The organism is Salipaludibacillus aurantiacus, assembly GCF_900111295.1.
Lineage (GTDB): Bacteria > Bacillota > Bacilli > Bacillales > Salisediminibacteriaceae > Salipaludibacillus > Salipaludibacillus aurantiacus.
Genome location: NZ_FOGT01000001.1, coordinates 240,451 through 258,964 on the forward strand (window position 1 = coordinate 240,451; position 18,514 = coordinate 258,964).

At 41.1% G+C, this 18,514-nt stretch carries 23 protein-coding genes and 2 riboswitches; of the genes, 4 read left to right on the forward strand and 19 right to left on the reverse strand.

Going from position 1 to position 18,514, the window contains the following annotated elements:
• Positions 1 to 122: 122 nt before the first annotated feature.
• Genes BMW59_RS01185 through BMW59_RS01195 form a run of 3 tightly spaced genes read right to left on the reverse strand, consistent with a single transcriptional unit; the run spans position 123 to position 2,390 of the window.
• Entirely contained in the window at positions 123 to 653 is a 531-nt protein-coding gene (locus tag BMW59_RS01185) for a spore maturation protein (protein WP_093047181.1), read from the reverse strand.
• Positions 650 to 1,249, reverse strand: a complete 600-nt coding sequence (locus tag BMW59_RS01190; RefSeq protein WP_093047182.1) for a nucleoside recognition domain-containing protein — start codon at positions 1,247 to 1,249, stop codon at positions 650 to 652. The genes BMW59_RS01185 and BMW59_RS01190 overlap by 4 nt, the downstream gene beginning before the upstream one ends.
• A complete protein-coding gene (locus BMW59_RS01195) occupies positions 1,242 to 2,390 on the reverse strand; it encodes a D-alanyl-D-alanine carboxypeptidase family protein (RefSeq protein WP_093047183.1) in 1,149 nt (382 codons plus the stop codon). Before BMW59_RS01195 ends, BMW59_RS01190 begins: the two co-directional genes overlap by 8 nt.
• A 186-nt stretch (positions 2,391 to 2,576) precedes the next feature.
• On the opposite strand from BMW59_RS01195, the gene BMW59_RS01200 reads away from it, so the two are divergent.
• Positions 2,577 to 3,290: a DUF421 domain-containing protein gene (locus BMW59_RS01200; protein ID WP_342739409.1), complete on the forward strand. Its 714-nt coding sequence runs from the start codon at positions 2,577 to 2,579 to the stop codon at positions 3,288 to 3,290.
• Here BMW59_RS01200 and spoVAE read toward each other — a convergent pair.
• The 5 genes from spoVAE to BMW59_RS01225 all read right to left on the reverse strand — a co-directional run bounded on the left by spoVAE (position 3,287) and on the right by BMW59_RS01225 (position 6,437).
• Positions 3,287 to 3,637, reverse strand: coding sequence for a stage V sporulation protein AE (spoVAE, locus tag BMW59_RS01205; RefSeq protein WP_093047341.1), 351 nt, complete (start codon positions 3,635 to 3,637; stop codon positions 3,287 to 3,289). The genes BMW59_RS01200 and spoVAE overlap by 4 nt on opposite strands.
• A 52-nt stretch (positions 3,638 to 3,689) precedes the next feature.
• The gene (gene spoVAC, locus BMW59_RS01210; protein ID WP_093047184.1) at positions 3,690 to 4,154 is read right to left on the reverse strand and encodes a stage V sporulation protein AC; all 465 of its coding nucleotides are present in this window, start codon (positions 4,152 to 4,154) and stop codon (positions 3,690 to 3,692) included.
• 10 nt (positions 4,155 to 4,164) lie between these two features.
• Positions 4,165 to 4,614: a YhcN/YlaJ family sporulation lipoprotein gene (locus BMW59_RS01215; protein WP_177174144.1), complete on the reverse strand. Its 450-nt coding sequence runs from the start codon at positions 4,612 to 4,614 to the stop codon at positions 4,165 to 4,167.
• 133 nt (positions 4,615 to 4,747) lie between these two features.
• Entirely contained in the window at positions 4,748 to 5,434 is a 687-nt protein-coding gene (locus BMW59_RS01220; protein ID WP_093047186.1) for a formate dehydrogenase subunit gamma, read from the reverse strand.
• Positions 5,427 to 6,437, reverse strand: coding sequence for a 4Fe-4S dicluster domain-containing protein (locus BMW59_RS01225; RefSeq protein WP_093047187.1), 1,011 nt, complete (start codon positions 6,435 to 6,437; stop codon positions 5,427 to 5,429). The genes BMW59_RS01220 and BMW59_RS01225 overlap by 8 nt, the downstream gene beginning before the upstream one ends.
• A 128-nt stretch (positions 6,438 to 6,565) precedes the next feature.
• Between BMW59_RS01225 and BMW59_RS01230 the strand changes: the two genes are divergently transcribed.
• Both BMW59_RS01230 and BMW59_RS01235 read left to right on the forward strand, forming a co-directional pair.
• Positions 6,566 to 7,069: a hypothetical protein gene (locus BMW59_RS01230; protein ID WP_093047188.1), complete on the forward strand. Its 504-nt coding sequence runs from the start codon at positions 6,566 to 6,568 to the stop codon at positions 7,067 to 7,069.
• 59 nt (positions 7,070 to 7,128) lie between these two features.
• Entirely contained in the window at positions 7,129 to 7,839 is a 711-nt protein-coding gene (locus BMW59_RS01235) for a DUF421 domain-containing protein (RefSeq protein ID WP_093047189.1), read from the forward strand.
• A 69-nt stretch (positions 7,840 to 7,908) separates the two neighbouring features.
• Here BMW59_RS01235 and BMW59_RS01240 read toward each other — a convergent pair whose 3' ends face one another.
• Genes BMW59_RS01240 through BMW59_RS01250 form a run of 3 tightly spaced genes read right to left on the reverse strand, consistent with a single transcriptional unit; the run spans position 7,909 to position 9,788 of the window.
• Positions 7,909 to 8,466, reverse strand: a complete 558-nt coding sequence (locus tag BMW59_RS01240) for a DUF3907 family protein (RefSeq protein WP_245732893.1) — start codon at positions 8,464 to 8,466, stop codon at positions 7,909 to 7,911.
• Entirely contained in the window at positions 8,441 to 9,031 is a 591-nt protein-coding gene (gene scpB / locus BMW59_RS01245) for an SMC-Scp complex subunit ScpB (protein ID WP_093047191.1), read from the reverse strand. The genes BMW59_RS01240 and scpB overlap by 26 nt, the downstream gene beginning before the upstream one ends.
• A complete protein-coding gene (locus BMW59_RS01250; RefSeq protein ID WP_093047192.1) occupies positions 9,024 to 9,788 on the reverse strand; it encodes a segregation/condensation protein A in 765 nt (254 codons plus the stop codon). Before BMW59_RS01250 ends, scpB begins: the two co-directional genes overlap by 8 nt.
• Positions 9,789 to 9,916: 128 nt before the next feature.
• Between BMW59_RS01250 and BMW59_RS01255 the strand changes: the two genes are divergently transcribed.
• Complete coding sequence (locus BMW59_RS01255; RefSeq protein ID WP_093047193.1) at positions 9,917 to 10,444, forward strand: DUF309 domain-containing protein; 528 nt, start codon at positions 9,917 to 9,919, stop codon at positions 10,442 to 10,444.
• Here the strand turns inward: BMW59_RS01255 and BMW59_RS01260 are convergent.
• The 8 genes from BMW59_RS01260 to BMW59_RS01295 form a co-directional block, all read right to left on the reverse strand.
• Positions 10,441 to 10,815: a GNAT family N-acetyltransferase gene (locus tag BMW59_RS01260; RefSeq protein WP_093047194.1), complete on the reverse strand. Its 375-nt coding sequence runs from the start codon at positions 10,813 to 10,815 to the stop codon at positions 10,441 to 10,443. The genes BMW59_RS01255 and BMW59_RS01260 overlap by 4 nt on opposite strands.
• 10 nt (positions 10,816 to 10,825) lie before the next feature.
• Positions 10,826 to 11,296, reverse strand: a complete 471-nt coding sequence (ribH, locus tag BMW59_RS01265) for a 6,7-dimethyl-8-ribityllumazine synthase (RefSeq protein ID WP_093047195.1) — start codon at positions 11,294 to 11,296, stop codon at positions 10,826 to 10,828.
• Positions 11,297 to 11,313: 17 nt separating this feature from the next.
• The gene (locus BMW59_RS01270; RefSeq protein ID WP_093047196.1) at positions 11,314 to 12,513 is read right to left on the reverse strand and encodes a bifunctional 3,4-dihydroxy-2-butanone-4-phosphate synthase/GTP cyclohydrolase II; all 1,200 of its coding nucleotides are present in this window, start codon (positions 12,511 to 12,513) and stop codon (positions 11,314 to 11,316) included.
• A 16-nt stretch (positions 12,514 to 12,529) separates the two neighbouring features.
• Positions 12,530 to 13,186: a riboflavin synthase gene (ribE, locus tag BMW59_RS01275; protein ID WP_093047197.1), complete on the reverse strand. Its 657-nt coding sequence runs from the start codon at positions 13,184 to 13,186 to the stop codon at positions 12,530 to 12,532.
• Positions 13,186 to 14,274, reverse strand: coding sequence for a bifunctional diaminohydroxyphosphoribosylaminopyrimidine deaminase/5-amino-6-(5-phosphoribosylamino)uracil reductase RibD (gene ribD / locus BMW59_RS01280; RefSeq protein ID WP_093047198.1), 1,089 nt, complete (start codon positions 14,272 to 14,274; stop codon positions 13,186 to 13,188). Before ribD ends, ribE begins: the two co-directional genes overlap by 1 nt.
• Before the next feature lie 233 nt (positions 14,275 to 14,507).
• Positions 14,508 to 14,652, reverse strand: a riboswitch (FMN riboswitch).
• Positions 14,653 to 14,750: 98 nt separating this feature from the next.
• Positions 14,751 to 15,185, reverse strand: a complete 435-nt coding sequence (locus BMW59_RS01285; protein WP_093047199.1) for a peptidylprolyl isomerase — start codon at positions 15,183 to 15,185, stop codon at positions 14,751 to 14,753.
• A gap of 94 nt (positions 15,186 to 15,279) precedes the next feature.
• Positions 15,280 to 16,629, reverse strand: a complete 1,350-nt coding sequence (gene lysA, locus BMW59_RS01290; RefSeq protein ID WP_093047200.1) for a diaminopimelate decarboxylase — start codon at positions 16,627 to 16,629, stop codon at positions 15,280 to 15,282.
• 143 nt (positions 16,630 to 16,772) lie between these two features.
• Positions 16,773 to 16,953, reverse strand: a riboswitch (Lysine riboswitch).
• A 68-nt stretch (positions 16,954 to 17,021) separates the two neighbouring features.
• Positions 17,022 to 18,440 (reverse strand): spore germination protein, encoded by a 1,419-nt coding sequence (locus BMW59_RS01295; protein ID WP_093047342.1) that lies wholly within the window; start codon positions 18,438 to 18,440, stop codon positions 17,022 to 17,024.
• Positions 18,441 to 18,514: the final 74 nt, after the last annotated feature.

Consider the following 18,514-nt stretch of genomic DNA (forward strand, 5'->3'; position numbering starts at 1 on the left):
AAGGGGAAATCATGGAACTCTGTCTTTTATTAAGAAAAAAGATAAAAAAGACTCCTAACTGTCTGCGGCCTGTACTCTTTGTGAGAAAACGGGCTGGCTTTAAGCAAGAACAACTCCCTCACTTATAAAAAGACAAGTCTTACAATAATGATGGAAGCCACTATACCAATGACGTCGGCAGAGAGACCCACTTTAAGTGCGTCGCCCATTTTTTTAATTCCAACAGCACCAAAATATACAGTCAAAACGTAAAAAGTCGTATCCGTGCTTCCTTGCATGGTGGATGCCAGTCTTCCAATAAACGAGTCTGGTCCATATGTTCCGATTAAATCACTGGTCATCCCTAACGCTCCTGTTCCGGATAATGGCCGGATCATGGCTAGAGGAAGAATTTCAGCCGGTATATAAAAGTAAGAAAAGAGAGGCTTAAATAAGTCTATAAAAAACCCCATAGCTCCTGACTCACGAAAAACTTTAATAGAGACTAGCATACCAACTAAATACGGAACTATGGAAAAAGACATGTTTACCCCTTCCTTTGCCCCGTCGACGAACGCTTCATAAGATGGAACTCTTTTCCACGTAGCCACTAATAAAATGGTTAATATCAGGGAAGGGATCAACCAGACGGATATGGTCGTTATCCAGCTCAATAGATACCACGTCCTTTATTCATTCTTTTATAGTAAAAATACCTGTCTATTAAAATAGCTCCTAAAGTCGAACAGGCAGTGGCTAAAATGGTTGTCATAACAATTTCTGTAGGGGCGGCAGAGTCATATTCGATTCTTAGAGCGATTACTGTCGTTGGGATCAGGGTTATGCTTGCTGTATTAACAGCCAGCAGAGTAATCATGGACCTGCTGGCTTCATCTTTATCGTTATTTAATTTTTTCAGTTCTTTCATTGCCTTTATTCCCATTGGAGTAGCAGCATTTCCTAGTCCGAACATATTAGCAGTCATATTGGAAACGATATAGCCTAATGCAGGGTGACCTTTTGGAATATCCGGAAAGAGTTTCGAGATAACCGGGTACATCAGGCGGCTGACCATATTCAATAATCCGGCGTTTTCAGCTATCTTCATTATACCCAGCCAAAAAGTCAACACGCTTATTAATCCTATACATATGACTACTGCTTCTTTTGCTCCTGAGAACACCGCTTCATTTACCGCTTCCATATTGCCAGTAATCGCAGCAAAAATAAACCCTGTTAAAAAAAGGAAGACCCAGATGATATTAACCATTTGGAACCATTCCGTTCACTCGAAACCAATGACCCAGCCATTTTTTAAATAAAGAAGGCTCTTCCGTTTTTTCATATACATACTTTAAGGGAACGATTCCGATAACTTTTCCCTTCAGTTCCACTTGAACAGTCCCAATGGGATAGGGATAACCTTCTTGTTCCCATCTTTCTTCATTTGGTTTAAGGAGTACTACTCTCTTTTTTAAATGTTTTAGATCTTCCTCTGTGAGCGGATATTGAAAACTGAACTCTGTCCTTAATTTGTTTTTATAAAAAGGATCGTCGACCTTTTTTACTGTTCCTTCCTTAACAAGAGTACTCATCTCATAGCTGTCAAAACCCCATTCAAATAAATTCATATGGTCATGCCAGTCGCTCGGTGCATTGATTGTTACAGCTATTAATTCCATGCCTTCTTTTTCAGCAGTGGAAACGAGAGTCCGCTTAGCCCGTTTTGTATATCCCGTTTTACCTCCTGTCGAATGTTTATATAATTGAGTAAGAAGTCTGTTTTTATTATTAAAAACCCTTATTCTGTCTTCAGCTGTTACAGATCTGTATGATTTAGAAGCAGAAATTTCCCTGTACTGAGGGCTCTTCATAGCGTATTGGGTTAGAAGCGCCATATCATAAGCGGTGGAATAATGGTCTTCATGATCATCGAGCCCATGAGGGTTTGCAAACAGAGTCTCTTCCATCCCGATTTCCCGGGCCTTCTCATTCATCATGTATACAAATCCTTCAACACTGCCTCCTACATGCTCGGCTATCGCAATTGCTGCGTCATTCCCAGAGCGGAGCATCAGCCCGTAAACAAGATCTTCCAAAGAGATTTTTTCGCCCTCAGTCAAATAGATAGACGACCCTTCTGTTCCGAAGGCTCGTGAGGATACTGTTACGGTTTCTTCCATCTTTCCAGATTCAATTGCTAACACAGCTGTCATTATTTTTGTAATGCTCGCAATCCGCATACGTGTATTGGATTCTTTTTCAAACAGGATTCTCCCGCTTTCCTGTTCCATGAGTATAGCTCCGTGAGCTGAGACGCCTTTATCAAAAAACTGTTCTGCTGACACCTCTGAGCCAAAAGGAAAGATAGCCAGAATAATACATATAGATAAAAGTGCAGGCAATTTCATGTGATTCCTCCAATCTGGTCCGGGATGCCCTGGTAAAAAGGACATCAATACTTCTTTATAAGCCAAGTCTATGCATAAAATAGACAAGTATGTCTGAAGAGTTTGTCTCCCTCCGGAATATAATTAAGTTCTTTGTTAAAACTACTTCTATTAGTTTCCTTTTATTGAGAAAGGTGAGTCACTGACATGATGGAAGAAATTATAAGGATTATTCTTCGGGTTTTGACTATTCTGCCCCTGCTTTTAATTGTCACTATGTATATGGGAAAACGGGCTATCGGACAGCTTCCTTTATTTGATTTTCTGATTATCATTACATTGGCTTCTGTCACGGGAGCAGATATTGCTGACCCTGACATCGAACATTTACATACAATAGTTGCTATTCTCGTCATCGCTTTATTGCAGAGAATTGTTAGTTATTTCATCATAAAAAAACGCTGGTTCGGTCATTTTATGACTTTCGAACCAACGGTAGTTATAGAAAACGGCGTACTTATTCTAAAGAACATTGAGCAAATACGTTACTCTATAGACAATATTCTGCAAATGCTCAGGGAAAAAGATGTCTTTGACATGTCTACGGTAAAGCTGGGAATTGTGGAAGCAAACGGAAAACTTACGGTTTATAGAAATCCTGAGAACTCTCTGGTTACTCTAGAAGATATTTATACACCTAAACGTGCCTCCAACCTCGCATACCCGGTCATGATGGAAGGAAAAGTTTATACAAACATTTTAAAAGGTCTCGGCCTGAATACAGCATGGCTGCATAATGAGTTGAAGAAAAAAGGGATTTCCCAGCCTGAGGAAGTGGTTTTTGCAAGCGTCAATGAAGACAAAGAACTGCATGTGTCCTTAAAAAATACAGATTTAAAAGGTCCGCCACTACAGCATTAACCTTTTGGCCTGAAAATCAGAGCGGCGAGAAAACTGAAAATAATCGCTGCAGACACACCTGCACTCGTTACTTGAAATATTCCTGTTAAAATACCTATTAAACCGCTTTGCTGCGCTTCTGTGACTGCCCCGTGCACTAACGCGTTCCCGAAGCTTGTGATTGGAACTGAAGCTCCTGCTCCTGCAAAATCTATAAGAGGTTCATAAAGGTCCAGCCCGTCCAGCACTGCTCCTGCTACCACTAATGTACTTAACGTGTGAGCAGGGGTTAATTTCCCTACATCCAGGAGAAGCTGCCCTATAAGACATATTATCCCTCCAACTACAAATGCATTTACAAAAATCATCATCATATATCTCCCCAGTCCTTATTAACGTATTTACTCTATTTCCATCATATTACAAACCAAAAAATAAATATTTTACTAATACAATGACAAAAGCGGCAAAAACCCCATAAACAATTACTGAACCGGCCAGCTTGAACATATTTCCGCCTACACCGAGCACATAACCTTCTGTTCTGTGTTCTATAGCAGCGGAAGCCATAGCATTGGCAAAGCCTGTAACCGGTACTGCCGAGCCCGCTCCTGCAAATTGACCAAAACGGTCGTATATTCCTAAACCGGTTAATAAAGAGGCAATAAATACAAGCGTCGCTACGGTCGGGTCACCTGCTGTTTTTTCAGTGAAATCAAAGTAGGCAACATAGCCGTTCTGTATCATTTGGCCAAATGTACACACCAGTCCCCCTATGATAAAAGCCTTTACGCAGTTCTTTAAAACCGGTCGTTTTATCTCGTGTTTTCCTGCAAGTTTTTTATACCCTTGTTGAGAAGGGGTTAACTTTGACTCTTTATCCATATGGCTACACCTACGCTTTCATATCTTCTTCAATTTTTTTTATTTCTTCTTCCAGCTTCTTTTTAGTAATCTGATGATCCTTCAGCCGTTCTTTAAGCTCTGTAATTTCCATTTCAATTTTCTTATCCGTCGAAACCTGAACCTTGCTGCCTTTTACGGCATCTTCTACTTCTTTCTTGGTCTGACTGCGAATTTCTTTAAGGAAGAAACGGTCAAACCCTTCTACATTCAGATGGATATAAATATCTTTCTCTAAGGACACTGCTTGAGCCTTATCGACTCTCTCCACCCGTTCAGCCGCTTTCTCAGCCGTTTCAGCATTCATCTGAGAAATAATTGTATGTTTACTTACCGATTGACCTTGTATGTTCTCACTGTCTTCGTTTGTTTGACAAGCAGTTGTACTAAGTATAATTAAGAAGCTTAAAATAGAGGCCATCATTCTCATTTCTATCTTCACCCTTTCTGTCTTCGTAGTTATAGTATCGTAAGCGATAAATTATTTATGTTGGAAAAATTTGTGAGACAAAAAAGCACATGCATAAAGAAGGTCTTTATGCATGTGCCTTATTTCCGTTATTGTATTTTTCTACTTATGAGACAGACTTATTCTTTTTATTTTTCTGTGCCTTAAGTTCCTTATACCATAAGCTGTGACGGTGTTTAACATAATCTTTGTTTACTTTGCCTGTAAACATTCCGGGAAGCATCTTTCTGTTTTCTTTAAACAAAAAAGCTGCCATATGACCAATAAAAGCAAAAATAATTAATACCGTACCAAGATTGTGACCTTGGGTTACAATGACCATCATCGTATTGGATATATTTACTCCGCTTAAATTCTGATATACTTTTATACCGCCTGTAACTATCAGCACAGCTATTGCTACAGCAAACAGCATATACGCCAAACGCTGTTCAGGGAGATATTTCTCACTGGGAGGTTCCTGTTTCTTTAATATCATAGCTTTTATCAGCTTCCATGAAGCCTTCACGTCTCCTTTTTTTGGTAATATCGCGTATTCTTTGCGAATGATATGGAAGACAATATGGTAAATGACTGTAAAAATTAAAATAGAGGCGAAAACATAGTGCACCCATAAAGTTATATCATAACTTGTCAGCCAGCCGGTTCCAAAAGGCTGCCACAGTAAGTAACGGCCATATAGAGGGAGCTGCCCTAACCCCGTAATGATGAGAATTAAAATGGAAATGGCACTTGCCCAGTGAACAAACCGATTAGACTTTGACTGCCTGATAATTTTATCTGATTTACTCATCGGCCTGTTCCCCCTTTTCTCCTTTAAGCGTCTTATAAGCAGTAATTCCCGCAGCCGCTGCTCCCGCGACAGGGGCAACCATCATTGCTAACGTAAACCCATGCGCCGTATCCAGAAGGTTTTCTACGTCCGGTTTCATATGAGGGCGCCCCGGCCGCTTGTCCTGAAGCGATTCTTTGTCAGCCATAATAGCTTCATTAATTTTATCAAACGGTACTTCTGACACATAAAAGGTATGTGTGCCGCCATTTTCTTCATCACCGTAAACATAACCGCCAACCTCATCAGCAAGCCTTCGAGCTTCTTGTCTCATTTCGTTTAAAGGTCCAAATGTGATCGCATCCCTTGGACAAGCTGTCTCACAAGCCGGCTTCTTGCCTGCCTCCAGTAAATCAGTGCACATATCACATTTGTACATTACTCCTCCTCCTGCCAAATCTGGAGCGAGATTCATATATAGGCCGACGCCTGCCTGCCGTTGAGGGATGTCCCACGGACATGCCGACCGGCATTTTGCTCCGCCCATACAAAAGTCTTCATCGATGGTTACAGCGCCATGCTCGCTTTTATGAATAACTCCAAACGGACACAATTTCTGGCATGTGGCATCATCACAATGCATGCAACGCCGCGGTACAGACACTTTCCTCATTTCTCCGTTATGCTCGACCTCCACTTGCTCCACGAACGTCCAATTATAGGGTGTCAGCCGGTTGGTTAGGTCCTGTTCATCCGACCAGTCTTCATGATGTTTTCGGGGCCAATAGTCTTTAATCGGTTTCTCCGGCTGCGGAAACCTGTCGGCATTTTTTGTTTTACAGGCTTTAACACAGAGCGGCGTCCCCTCATATTCACATCCATCGCATTTAGTTAAATCAATAATTGACCCGATTTGCTTTGATTCTTCTGCTCCCGATGCCAACACCCATTTTTGCTTAGCCGTCACCATGGATGCCGCTGCTGCAGCTGCGGTAGCTCTTTTAATAAACGATCTTCTATCCATTCCTTCCCCTCCTAAATAAATACTTATACCCCTATAAGTATTTAAGCATAAAGGAAGGCTGTGTGAAACATTTATATATGTCATTTCTGTGACGGTTTTGTTACTATATAACCGAATGGAGGGCGTGTATGAACACTGTTATAATTCTGTTACTGACATTTATTTTTATAAGTCAGCTTATTATTATTTATCTCTTAATTAAAAAACGCGTGTATGTTAAAAAGTCTTTTTCACCTGAAGCTGAAGAAAATTCCCGGAACATATACGAACTGGATGACGAGAGAAAGCGTACAATCGAACTCCAGCTTTTAAGAATAAGGAATGCTGTTCAGAAACAAACGGAAGACATACATAATAAGGAAATTGAATTAGCTCCTAAGTCACTCATTTTCGATACCAACACTCTAAAAGAACTCTATCCCCCTGATCAGCAAGCGCTGATCCACTCGTTTATGAACTCATTTAATAATTATTTGGACCGGTACTGGTATACTGATAAAGGAAAATTAAAAACCGTTTTCCGGGGAGCTGCTCATAAGACAGATACAGAAGCGGGCAAACTCGTTTTGGCATCACGGGAACTTTGCCACGATATGGACCAATGGCTTAAGAAACTGAATACATTCTCATAAAACATCCAAAAGTGCGAACCCTATTTAATATCTTCCAATAAAAGGGGGGAAGGGTTCCTTTGAACACTACATTTTCTTCGCTGACTGTTGAATTGCTTGTAGGATTTATGGCTCTTTTAGTCTTAACTAAAGTCTTGGGAAAGACCCAAATTACCCAATTAACTCCTTTTGATTTTATTTCTGCACTCGTATTAGGGGAGCTTGTCGGTAATGCTATTTATGATAAAGAAATAGCTGTACATTATGTTCTTTATGCTGTGGCTCTCTGGGGAGCTTTGATTATGACAATTGAGAAAATTACCCAGAAGTGGAAAGGGAGCAGGAGCCTGCTGGAAGGCAAACCTTCAATTGTCATTCACAGCGGGAAAATCATACGTGAAGAACTGAGAAAAAATAACCTGGACTTGAACCAACTCCAGAATCTCCTGCGTAATAAAGATGTTTTTTCATTCTCAGAAGTAGAATATGCCATACTTGAATCAAACGGGAATTTAAATGTTTTAAAGAAAAGTCCTTTTCAGGCAGCAACCCAGGCAGACCTTTCCAAACCATCTTCTTCTGTCACCCTCCCGATGACGATTATAAGCGACGGTGAATGGGTTGACGATAATATTTTTCAGACCCCCTATTCAAAAGATTGGTTTATAAACCTTTTCAATAAGAACGCTCTGACTGTGAATCATATTATAATAGCCGAATGGTCCGAAGGTGCCCCTCTTTATATTCAGCTTAACCGGGCTCCATTTATTAAATATATAAATGTCCCCTGAAATTGGCGTTTGAATATCCAGCAAAAAACAGCCTGATAAATGTGATATCAGGCTGTTTTTTGATTCTATTCAGTTACTTTCTCTTTGCTTTACTTTCGTACGGTAATCTGTTTCATAGTATTCTAATTCTTCCCGGATTTCCTGCAGAGGACCTTCAATAGCTTTAACCATATCTTTAAGTGGTGCAGGGACTTCAGTCCTGAAACGGATAGCATTCTTTCCGGTGTATGCCGCCCGGCTGTCTTCAAACCACACGTCATAATGCGGCTGGAAGAATTCTTCTACACACTGATGGAAAATCCAAAATAAGGTTTTTTCAGCAGCACTCTTTCTGAACCGTTCACTTCGTAACAATACGGTTCCTGCCTCTCTGCCTTCGTCAAAGAAAACAAGCAGCCTTCTAAATTGATCAAGGATAAGCTGAAAATCGTCTTTCGATGTCCGTGTTTCGCTTTTATTCAGTTCACTCAGCGTGGCTTCGTTTAAATAAGTCCTCAATTTCCCGGTCACTTCCTCCATTTTATCCATGGTAAATTGAAGTTGCTGCTTTACTAAATCATTTCCCATCTTGTCTCTTCTCTCCTCTTGTTTCTTTATTTTGTTATTCAGGGGACGAAAATTGTTCATTAAATTTAGAAAAGAATAAATCTGCCTCTTCCTCTGCATGATCTTCCGTCATTTGTTCAGGAAGCTGGGGAAGTTCCTCTGTTGATTTTAAACCAAATTGTTCCAAAAATATTTTTGTAGTCCCGTATAAAATGGCTCTTCCTGTCCCTTCTGCACGGCCAACTTCCTTTATCAATCCTTTTCCAATTAATGTCCGGATCGGCCTTTCGGATTTAACACCTCGGATATCTTCCATTTCAACTCTTGAAATAGGCTGCTTATAAGCTATAATAGCCAGGGTCTCAAGTGCTGCCTGTGAAAGAGTAGCCGATGACGGTGATTGGACGAGTCTTTTAAAATAAGGTGCATGTTTTTGTTTCGTTGTAAGCTGGTAACCGCCTGCTATTTCTACAAGCTGTATTCCTCTGTGCTCCTGCCGGTACATCTCTTTCAATTCTTTTAAATAAAAGCTCAACGTTTTTTTATCTATTTGCAGAACGTCCATAATCTGTTTTTCGTCCAGACCTTCTTCGCCGGAGACAAACAAAAGTCCTTCTATCACAGCTTTAATTTCTTCACTAGTCAAACGGATGGACCTCCTTTTTATAAATTATTATTTCGTCAAAATTACTGTTCTGCTCGCATAATATAGAATTGGATTTCATGAGTTCCAATAATGCAAGAAAAGTAACAACGAGATGCGGATTTTCTTCTTCGTAAAAAAGCTCAGAAAACCGGCTTTTTCCGCCTTTATTATGCAATTCCCCCAACAGCTGGGACATTCGTTGTTCAATAGGAATTTCTTCCCGGTGAATTTTAGAATACACCGGTCTTTGTTTCTTCTTCCTTTTTTTCATTTTCTCGAAGGCTTGAAGCATATCATAAATGGTAACATTAACCGCAGATTGATTATTTTCACCTTCTGATTCATCCAGTAAAGGTGTTAAATCGGTCATTGGTTTAGAGAATAAATTGCTTCTCTCAAGCTCTCTTTCTTTTAATTCATCAGCCGCTTCTTTGAATTTTTTATATTCAATCAGTCTTTGCATTAAATCTTCTTTAGGATCTTCTTCTGTTTCTGCAAGCATATTTTCCTCATATAATTCTTCTTCTGCGGGAAGCAAAAGCTGGCTTTTCATATGCAGCAGGGTCGAAGCCATGACTAAATATTCACTGGCTATATCTAAATGCAGTACTTGCATAGCCTTTATATACGCCATGTACTGCTCAGTGATTTCTTTGACTGGAATATCATTTAAATCCAGGTCATTTTTTTGTATCAAGTGAAGCAACAAATCAAGAGGACCTTCAAAGGAGTGGAGTTTTACACTATATTGCATCATTTATCAAACCTTTCTTACTCAATGAATTATATCATATTATAATTTTATAATTGAGTACTGGTTTTCTTCACATCAAAGAAATATTAGTTTATGATAGTGTTAATAACTGAGAGGTGCAGGAGGGAAAAATGAAGAAATATCCAACGGCTTATATCGAATACCTTGCCCATTTTCACGGTTCCAGGGATTTTTTCGAATGCCATGAAATAATGGAAGAATTCTGGCTTCAAAATAAAAGGGAAGTCAAGTGGCTCGCCTTAATTCAGATTGCTGTGGCAGTCTATCATGAGCGGCAAAAGAACTTCCCGGGAAGCCTGAGATTGTACCGGAAAGTCCTTCACCATTTAAGAAGCAATAAGAACCTGTTTGAAGGCCTTGATATTCACCATGGGGATCTTGAATACCTTATTAAATCACGTATTAAGAATATCCTTCATGACGGAGAGTATACTCCTATGAACCTTCCTCTTGTAAGTGAGGAACTAATTGAAAAAAGTATGAAGTTTACAGAAGAACAAGGATGGGAATGGCTGTCTGACGACTCACAAAGTAAAAATATCCTGGTATTTAAGCATAAATTACGGGACCGGTCTGATGTGATCAAGGCCAGGGAGCACTCCCTGCTAAAAAAGAAAAAGGAAAGGGAAGAGCATTAGCTCTCCCCTTTTTTTTCATGTTTATCTTTTTCCTTACAATGTTCCAGAAAATAATGAGTGGTCGTGGTACCGGTAAGTTCAGTCTTCCAAAGAACTTCTGTATCTTTAACCATCTTATTAGCAATCCCTTCATTTCTATAGGAAGGATCCACTGTCAGATCTCTCAAATACACACAGTCATCACTTTCTTCCACTCCTACTACACCTACAAACCGCCCGTCTTCATTACGCCACAAATATAAATGCCAAGTGTTGGACGCACGGTAGTGGTCTATTGTCTGCTGAATTTTTTGGACTTTTTTTTCTCCCGGCATAAAAGAAAGCAAGCCCATAGCAATTTTTTCATATTCTTTTTTGTAAGGTATAAGCATAATCAACCCTCTAGTATGAAAAAGTTTTTGATAAGTTAGCCATCTCAATTGCTCCGGCTGCTGCTTCCCATCCTTTATTCCCGGCTTTTGTGCCTGCTCTTTCGACAGCCTGCTCGATGGTATCAGTTGTTAACACTCCAAAAATAACCGGAATACCTGATGTCAGAGCTGTAGAAGCCACCCCTTTTGACACTTCCCCGCATACATAGTCAAAATGCGGTGTCGAGCCGCGAATCACAGTCCCAAGAGTAATTACAGCATCATACTTGCCGGACTCAGCCATTCTTTTTGCAATTAAAGGTATTTCAAACGCACCAGGCACCCAGGCAATATCAATATCGTCTTCAGATACACCGTGCCTTTTTAACGCGTCTTCTGCTCCTCCTAAAAGCTTGCTCGTAATAAATTCATTAAATCTTCCTACTACAATCCCTACTTTTAATCCTGTCCCAACTAAATGTCCTTCATACACTTGTCCCATTATAACTCCTCCTGTAATTAAAAATGTAATAGATGTCCGAGTTTATCTTTTTTTACTTTAAGGTAGTTTTCATTTGTCTTGGAATGAGGCAATTGGAGAGCTACCCTGTCCACTACTTCTAAATCATATCCTTTAAGTCCTGTAATTTTACGCGGATTGTTAGTTAATAATTTCATTTTCCTTACTCCCAAATCTCTCAGGATTTGAGCTCCGATGCCATAATCTCTTAAATCAGGGCCAAAACCGAGTTTTTCGTTTGCTTCTACGGTGTCGTATCCTTCCTCCTGAAGCTTGTATGCTCTCATTTTATTCAAAAGGCCTATTCCCCGGCCTTCCTGACGCATATACAGGACAACGCCTGAACCTGCTTCTTCAATTTGCGCAAGAGCAGCGTGAAGCTGAGGGCCGCAGTCACAGCGTTGTGACCCGAAAACATCTCCAGTCAGACATTCTGAGTGGACTCTTACCAGAGTAGGCTTTTCTCCTCCGATTTCCCCTTTAATAATGGCCACGTGTTCTTTCCCGTCCACTACATTTGAGTAGCCGACAGCTGTGAAGTCGCCATATTCTGTTGGTAATTTAATTTCCACTTCTTTTTGTACAAGTTTATCTTTCCTGTTGCGGTATTGAATGAGGTCTTTAATAGTGATCATTTTTAAGTTGTGCTCATCAGCAATCTTCCTTAAATCCGGTACTCTCGCCATTGTGCCATCTTCTTTAATTACTTCGCAAATGACGCCTGCTGGCTCAGAACCGCACATTCTTGCCAGGTCAACAGCCGCTTCTGTATGACCTGCCCGTCTGAGCACTCCGCCGTCTTTGGCGATTAAGGGGAAGATATGGCCCGGCCGCTGAAAATCAGCAGGTTTGGTTTCTTTATCAATAATTGCTTTCACTGTCATCGCACGCTCCGGGGCGGAGATACCGGTTGTGGTGTGTTTATGGTCAATACTCACTGTAAAAGCAGTGCCGTGAGGATCAGAATTTCTGTCTACCATCGGAACGAGATCCAGCTTCTCAGCTCTTTCCCTTGTGATTGGGGTGCAAACAAGTCCTCTTCCGTGAGTGATCATAAAATTAATCACTTCAGGGGTCGTTTTTTCAGCAAGAGCGACAAAGTCACCTTCATTTTCACGATCTTCATCATCACACACAATTACAACATCCCCCTGGGCAAGGGCATAAATCGCCTCTTCAATTGGATCGAATGTGTTCATTTTTCTGCCTCCTCCATTATTTAAAACCATGCTCCTTTAAAAAGCTGCCAGTAATTTTTTCCGACGAATGATCGTCTGAAGCGAAACGGTTTGTAATCAATTCTTCAAGATATTTAGCAAGCATGTCACATTCAATATTAACAATATCCCCGGCCCCTTTCTCTCCGATAATAGTTTCCTGAATGGTGTGGGGAATAATCGATATGGTAAAGGTATCAGAAGTTAAACCGAAAATAGTTAAACTCGTGCCGTCAACCGAAACGCTGCCTTTCATCATCATATATTTTCTAAGCTCTTTAGGGATTTCAATATCATAATAAACCGCATTATGCTCTGGGCGTTTCGCTTTAATAGTACCTATACCGTCTACATGTCCAGAAACAAAATGACCGCCAAAACGCCCTTCCGCTGACATCGCACGTTCCAGATTAACTTGAGAATTCACATTTAAGTCCCTCAGGCTTGTATTCCTTACCGTTTCCGGCATTAGATCCACAGAAAAGGTTTGACTGTTAAACGTGGTTACAGTCAGACATACGCCGTTAACAGCGATACTATCTCCTAAATGAATGTCTGAAAGGATACGGTCAGCCTGAATAGCCATTACAATCGCATCACCGTTTTTTTGAATTTTACGGATCGTTCCTTTCTCTTCAATAATTCCTGTAAACATTAGTTATCCTCCCTTTTATAGAAAACAAACTTTGTATCGCTTCCTATAGGCTCCATAGAGTGAAGCTTAAGATGAGGTGTGTCTTTCAACAGAGGAATCCCTTCACCGGAAAAAGACGACTTAGACTTTTCGCCTCCGATAATGAGAGGAGCCATATACTTGACCACCCTTTGAAACTGGCCTGTACGTAAAAAACTGTCATTAACTTTGCCTCCTCCTTCTACGAGGAGTGAAGTAATTTGCTTATCACCAAGTACACTAAGAAGCTGATCGATCGAAATATGGCTGCTTTCCAACTGTAAAACATACACTCCGTGTTTTTCCAATTCATTTATCTTTTCTTTTTCTGCAAGACTAGTGGTTATTATCCATGTTTCTGCGAGTTTATCCGTTATTAAGTTTGAATCTAACGGCATCCTCAGTCTCGTATCCAAAACAATTCTGACAGGATTATTTCCCCCATCCTCCAGCCTTGCCGTAAGTGAAGGGTTATCTTCTATAACCGTCCCTACCCCGCAAAGAATCGCATCATGTTCATGGCGGAGCCGGTACCCGTCCTTTCTTGCTTCTTCTCCTGTTATCCATTTACTTTCACCTGTCGACGTAGCAATTTTTCCGTCTATACTGCATGCAGTTTTTAAAGTGACAAAAGGCTTACCTGTGCTGATAAAGTGGAAAAACTCCCGGTTAATCTCATCAGCTTCCTCTTTCATTAAACCTGTATCAACTTCAATACCTGCTTTTTCAAGTTTTTCAATTCCTTTTCCTGCCACTTGCGGATTGGGATCCGTAGAGGCAATAAAAACCTTTGAAATTCCCGCTTCAATGACAGCATCCGCACAAGGAGGTGTGCGGCCATAATGGGAACATGGTTCAAGAGTAACAAACATTGTGGCACCGGACGCTTTCTCTTTAGCCATTTCAAGCGCCTGCCTTTCAGCATGTGCTTCTCCTGCTTTGAGATGGGCCCCCACACCGGTAATCTGGTTATTTTTCACAATGACACAGCCCACTGACGGGTTCGGGGAGGTTTGCCCTTTAGTGTTTTTAGCCATGTCAATAGCAAGTTTCATATAGTGATGTTCCATCGAACCCTCCTTAATTCCATTCCTTCATCTGCAACAGTCATGCAGCACAAAAAAACTGAAGGAATATTTCCTTCAGGAGACAGACGTACAGAATATGAATAGCCACAAAAAGGGTATTAAAGGCAGGCCTACTGCCAGAAAATAAATGGTAACGTTTTCCTGAGTGATCACTAAAAATTGGTTACCAAAAAGGGCAGACTTCACCCTTATTATTAGTCCCTTTTTTTAACCGCCATATCCTTCTCCCATCCAGACTCTCACTGTCGGCTTTGGAGTTTCACCAAATCCACCGCTGCCTGAAAAAGCAGCGGGTCACGGACTAAGAGGCCAGGCCTCATCACCGCCGGTAGGGAATTTCACCCTGCCCCGAAGGAATCGGTTTATTCGTTTTGTTTATTATATCACAAGAGTCGACATATGCGCTTAAATTTGCAAAAAAACGGCCAAAGAATTTAATCTTCAGCCGCTTGTCAGTTTTATTCTTCGTAAACTTTCACTTCCTGCATGATATCTCCCTGGCGAATGCGGTCGACAGAATCAATTCCTTCGACAACCTTTCCAAACACGGTGTGAACGCCGTCCAAATGCGGCTGAGGTTCAAAAACGATAAAGAATTGGCTGCCGCCCGTATCTTTGCCTGCATGGGCCATAGACAGACTGCCTTTCTCGTGTTTATGCGGATTGCCTTCTGTTTCACATTTAATAGTGTAGCCAGGACCTCCTGTTCCATTTCCGTTCGGACATCCGCCTTGAGCAACAAAGCCTGGGATGACACGGTGGAATGATAAGCCATTATAAAAACCTTCATTTGCTAATTTCTCAAAGTTAGCTACTGTGCCTGGTGCTTCTTCAGGAAAAAATTGCAGAACAACTTTTTCACCTGTTTCAAAAGTGATTTCACCTTTTTTCATGTCGTAAACCTCCTATAATTGTTAAAGTCAAGCAGACTTCTTTATTTTACATCAGTTGGATAAAGAATGAAACAACAGGAATCCAGCTTGTGTTTTAAATCTGCTTGACCGACCCGGAGGCTTTTTCGGGACTTCCGCTGTTCCGGTATGACCGTTCATGGCGGACGAGATCTTTAAAAGTCTCTCTCTCGATGACACAACGGTGTTCTCCATCTTCTACAAAAACCACAGCGGGACGTAAAATACGGTTATAGTTATTAGCCATTGAGTAACCGTAAGCGCCGGTCGAGGAAACCGCGAGGAGATCACCCTGTACAGCAGGCGGAAGGCTTAAATCCCAAATAAGCATATCTCCGCTTTCACAGCACTTTCCGGCAATAGATACAAGTTCAGTTTTTTCTTCAGCTGCTTTATTAGCTACAATAGCTTCGTACTCAGCCTGATACAGTGCAGGCCGGATATTATCTGTCATCCCGCCATCCACTGAAAGGTAAGTTCTAAGATCCGGGATATCTTTTCGTGACCCGATACGATAAAGCGTTGTGCCAGCCTCACCGACTAAAGCACGCCCTGGTTCAATCCACATTTCAGGCAACGGCATATTCAGTTTCGCTGACTCCTTTTCAGCAGCCTCAACCATACGGTCAATATATTCGTGCAGAGGAAGAGGAGCATCATTTTCGCCGTATCTTATTCCAAATCCTCCTCCTACATTAAGAACTTCAGGATAGTACCCGAGCTCCTGCTGCCACTGGGCAAGGGATAAATAAATCTCCTTTACCGCTTCCTCAAACCCTTCGGCTCTGAAAATCTGGGAACCGATATGGGAATGAACTCCTTGAAGACGGAGATACGAATGACCCATAATCATCTTAATTGCCTTTTTAGCCTGGCCGCTGTTTAAGTCGAATCCGAATTTTGAGTCTTCCTGGCCCGTAGAAATATACTCATGAGTATGAGCCTCTACACCGGGAGTGATGCGGATCAGGACATTCATTTCCGTTTTCATAGATTCAGTCATTGCCATAAGCCAGGATAATTCTGTGAAATTATCAACAACAATACAGCCGATCTTTTCTTTTAACGCCATTTCCAGTTCGTCGGGTGTCTTATTGTTGCCGTGGAAATGGACGCGCTCCATAGGAAATCCTGCCTGGAGAGCGGTGTAAAGTTCCCCTCCGGAACAGACATCCAGACTTAATCCCAGTTCGTCTGCCAGTTCGATCATAGCAATACAGCTGAAAGCTTTACTGGCGTAAGCCACTTGATAATTTACTTTTTTATTTTCAAAAGCCTGTTTAAACTCTTCAGCCCGGTTTCTAATATCTTTCACATCATATATATAGAGAGGGGTCCCATACTTATCTGCTAAAGTGGTAACGTCTACCCCTCCAATAGATAAATGCCCTTCACGGTTTATACAACTTGTTCCGTATAAGCCCATACACTTTCACTCCTTAATTGCTCATCACTACTATACTTATTAACAAAAATGAAGTTGTCGACGTTATACTTTTAATTTAAAGCATAAAAGGGAAATGAATGCGAACCACATTCATTTCCCTATTGGACAACTATCAGCAGTTTCCGCCAGGTTAGTGCTCCACTACACAACGCAGTGACAGTGAACAGCATTTTCAACTGCACCCCAGCATATAAAACGGAAGGAACCGTTTTAACTGCTTCGGCAAACCGGCCTTTCCATTGTCTTCCACGCCTCCTGTTGCTCCAACAATGTACTGATCCTTATTGCGCCTCTACCTGTTATATGACCAATGAACCCTTTCATTAATCATTTTTTTACACAATATCATATTAAAAGCCTTCCTGCAACTATTAGGAGCTTCCCTGTTTAACGGAATCCTGCGGGTTGACTATACTAGGCCTTCTGCGTTTAACCGGGACAGCCTGACGAACGAGTATATCCATCAAGGCTTTCAAGTCAAAAGGAAGAAACGGCCATAAATAAGGTACATTAAGCGCTTTTATCCTTACAAGCAAAATAAATACGATCGCTATTGACACGACAAACCCAGGAACATGGAACAGGACCACGCCAACCAGGAATATTAATCTTAACATTTTTAAAGCAATCGCCATTTCATAGCTTGGTGTGGCAAACATCCCTATCGCCGCTACTGCCACATAGAGTATAACTTCAGATACAAATAAGCCCACCTCTACAGCAATCTCGCCTATTAATAAGGCAGCCACCAGCCCTAAAGCAGTGGCGAGCGGTGAAGGTGTATGAATGGCTGCCATCCTTAAAAGTTCGATTCCCAGTTCTGCTAAAACAATCTGAGCAAATATCGGCACGTTCGAGTCTTCTTCAGGTCCGATAAAATCTAAATTATCCGGCAGCAGACTGGGGTCTAACACAAATAACAGCCACAGCGGCAGGATAAATAAAGAGAACAGCATCCCTGAAAACCGGACCCATCTGAAAAATGAACCGACTATGGGTGCCTGTCTGAATTCTTCTGCATGCTGTACATGATGAAAAAAAGTTGTCGGAAAGATAATTATACTGGGAGAGGCGTCAACAAATAAAATAATGTGGCCTTCCAGCAAATGCGTTGCAGCTACATCCGGCCTTTCGGTATAACGGACCATCGGAAAAGGGTTGGATCCTTGTTTCACCACAAATTCCTCAACCACTTTATCTGCCATCGTGAGCCCGTCAATATCAATTTCTTTCAGCTCTTTTTTTATAATTTCAACCATTTTAGGGTCTGCGATCCCTTTAATGTAAGATAAGCTGATATCCGTTTTCGACCTTCTGCCAACCTGCATAATTTCATTCCGTAAACGTTCGTCCCTGATTCTCCGTCGTGTTAAAGCTGTATTTTCAATAATATTTTCAGTGAAACCATCACGGCTGCCGCGCACTACTCTTTCTGTATCAGGTTCTTCCGGGCCTCTTCCAGGATAACTTCTTACATCAACAACTATTGCCTCAGTTTCACCTTCGATGAGTATAAAAATTAATCCGGAAAGCATTTGCGTAATTGCCTCGTCTATGGTTTCCACATGTTCAACCTGAACATGTGCCAGACGATTTTCAACTTGCTCTCTTACTTTTGTCCGTTTTCTTTCTATGGCATCAAGAAACATTAATTCTCTTAACAATTCAATAATATATTGAATATCGCATAATCCATTAACAAAATAAAACTGGATTTCTTTGTCCAGCACATGTATTTTACGGACGCCCACATCAAAGCTTTTTCCTATCCCTACCCGTTCTTTAATCATCTTCTCATTCTCATGTATATCGTCAGAAATAGGATGATCGATTTTTGTTTCATCAAGCTGTTTCTTGTCCACTC